The organism is Pseudoalteromonas sp. TB25 (assembly GCF_000497995.1).
GTDB classification, from domain to species: Bacteria; Pseudomonadota; Gammaproteobacteria; order Enterobacterales; family Alteromonadaceae; genus Pseudoalteromonas; species Pseudoalteromonas distincta.
Window position 1 is genome coordinate 1 of sequence record NZ_AUTI01000059.1, and the last position, 2,280, is coordinate 2,280.

The following is a 2,280-nucleotide window of genomic DNA, read 5'->3' on the forward strand; positions in this document are numbered from 1 at the left end:
AAGCGCAGCCATAATTACTGTGCCACCTGGTGTTTCATAACAACCGCGTGACTTCATACCTACTAAACGGTTTTCTACAATATCAACACGTCCAACGCCATGAGGCGATGCAATATCGTTTAATTTAACTAAACAGTCATATGGTTTAAGTTCTTCGCCATTTACAGCAACCACTTCGCCTTCAACAACTTTTAAAGTTACTAGTTCTGCCTTATCTGGTGCTTGCTCTGGAGAGTTAGTCCAAGTCCATACTTGCTCAGTTGGTTGGCACCATGGATCTTCAAGCTCACCACCTTCGTGCGAAATATGCCAAGCGTTAGCATCACGGCTATAAATTTTTGTAGCAGATGCTGAACACGGAATGTCACGCTCTGCTAAGTAATCAAGTAATGATTCACGACTCGATAAGTCCCACTCACGCCATGGCGCAATTACTTTTAAATCTGGAGCAAGGGCTGCAAAACATGATTCAAAACGAACTTGGTCATTACCTTTACCAGTACAACCATGAGAAAGTGCATCAGCACCTACTTTACGTGCAATTTCAACTTGTGCTTTAGCAATAATAGGACGCGCCATAGACGTACCTAGTAAATAAGTACCTTCGTAAATCGAGCCCGTTTTAAGTGTTGGATAAATGTAATCACTTACCATTTCATCTTTTAAATCAACTACGTAACATTCTGAAGCACCTGAAGCGATTGCTTTAGCTTCTACGCCTTCAAGTTCTTCTGCGCCTTGACCTACATCCGCTACAAACGCAACAACTTCACAACCGTAGTTTTCTTTTAACCATGGCACGATAGCCGATGTATCAAGACCACCTGAATAGGCTAAAACGACTTTTTTAATTGAACTCATAGGTGTTCCTTAACAAAATTTGGATTTAGTAATGTAACTAGCAAAGCATTTTGCGCGTGCATGCGATTCTCTGCTTGTTGAATAATTTTCGATGCTGGACCATCCATTACCTCAGAGGTAATTTCAAATTCACGGTGTGCCGGTTGGCAATGTAATACCGTAGTTGCACCGGTTTGATCTAGCAATGCCTGATTTAATTGATAAGGCATATATTTTTCTTTAACTTGCTCAAGCGGTGTTGTATCACCCATTGATACCCATGTATCTGCATATACAACGTTTGCACCAACAGCCGCTTCAACACGGTCACTTACCATCACTGATGCGCCATTCATTGCCGCTATTTGCTCTGCCTTTTTAAGGATTTGCGAATCAGGCGAGCTGCCTTTTGGCGTTACAGCAACAAAATCAGTGCCAAGCGTTGCCGCTAAAAGCATTAATGAATGAGTTACATTGTTGCCCTCACCTAAGTAAGCCACTTTAAGCTCGCTCACATCGCCGTGAACTTCTTGAAGCGTTAAAAAATCAGCAAGCGCTTGGCATGGGTGGTATAAATCACACAAACTATTTACTACCGGTACTGATGCGTATTCACCTAATGTAGTTAATGTGCTGTGCTGATTTACGCGCGCAACAATACCATCGGCCCAAGTAGAAATATTAAGTGCGAAATCTTTAATTGATTCACGTGCACCCATAGCGCCATTTTGCTGATCTAAATAAACTGCATGGCCACCAAGGCGGTTAATACCTATATCAAACGATAAACGAGTACGTAAACTTTGTTTTTCAAACAATGTTACGATTGATTTTCCCGCTAATACATTGCTGTATTTTTCTGGTTTTGCTTTTATATCTTGCGCTAACTTTAATAAATTAAGTGCGCCTTCTTGGTCTAACTCTAAACCCGTTAAAAAATTCTCAAACATAATAAACCTATGGTGTAATCTTAGTTCCGACATGCTCGCCTTGTAGCAGAGCAGTTAAATTTTCTGGCTTTTGCCAGCTGGAAATATACACACCGCGTCGTAAATGTTGGGCAGCGTGAAGGCTGGTCTTAACTTTGACCTCCATCCCGCCCACAATTACTCCATTTGAAATTAAAGTATCAATGTGTTTTGTGTCAAGTTGATGTAACGGCTGTTTATTTTCATCAAGCACTGCTTCAACATCCGTCATAAAAATAAGCTCGGCATTTAAGTTACTAGCAATAGCCGCTGCTGCTTCATCTGCATTTACGTTGTACCAAAGCCCTTGCTCATCAAAGCCTATAGAGCTAACAATGGGTAGGCGACCGATTTTAAGTAAATCATTAACAATAGAATCGTCGTTGCTTTTACATTTACCCACCAAGCAAAGCGCTTTTAGCTTTTGAGTGGCAGTAACACCTGCCTCAAAAAGGCTTAAGCCCACAGGCTT

2 protein-coding genes and 1 pseudogene are annotated in these 2,280 nt (G+C 41.3%); all 3 read right to left on the reverse strand.

Annotation, left to right across the window (positions count from 1 at the left end):
• Positions 1-861 (reverse strand): argininosuccinate synthase (locus tag L652_RS0101120; protein ID WP_024603199.1); only part of this gene is annotated, 861 nt, incomplete at its 3' end.
• On the reverse strand, positions 858-1,790 hold the full coding sequence (locus tag L652_RS0101125) for an ornithine carbamoyltransferase (RefSeq protein WP_002958764.1): 933 nt from the start codon (positions 1,788-1,790) through the stop codon (positions 858-860). The genes L652_RS0101120 and L652_RS0101125, both read right to left, overlap by 4 nt.
• 7 nt (positions 1,791-1,797) lie before the next feature.
• Positions 1,798-2,280, reverse strand: a pseudogene (locus tag L652_RS0101130) (acetylglutamate kinase); the annotation flags it as partial.

Bases quoted from the DNA above. Each gene is read 5' to 3' on its own strand.
- L652_RS0101125 (WP_002958764.1), bottom strand. From the start codon at position 1,790: ATGTTTGAGAATTTTTTAACGGGTTTAGAGTTAGACCAAGAAGGCGCA.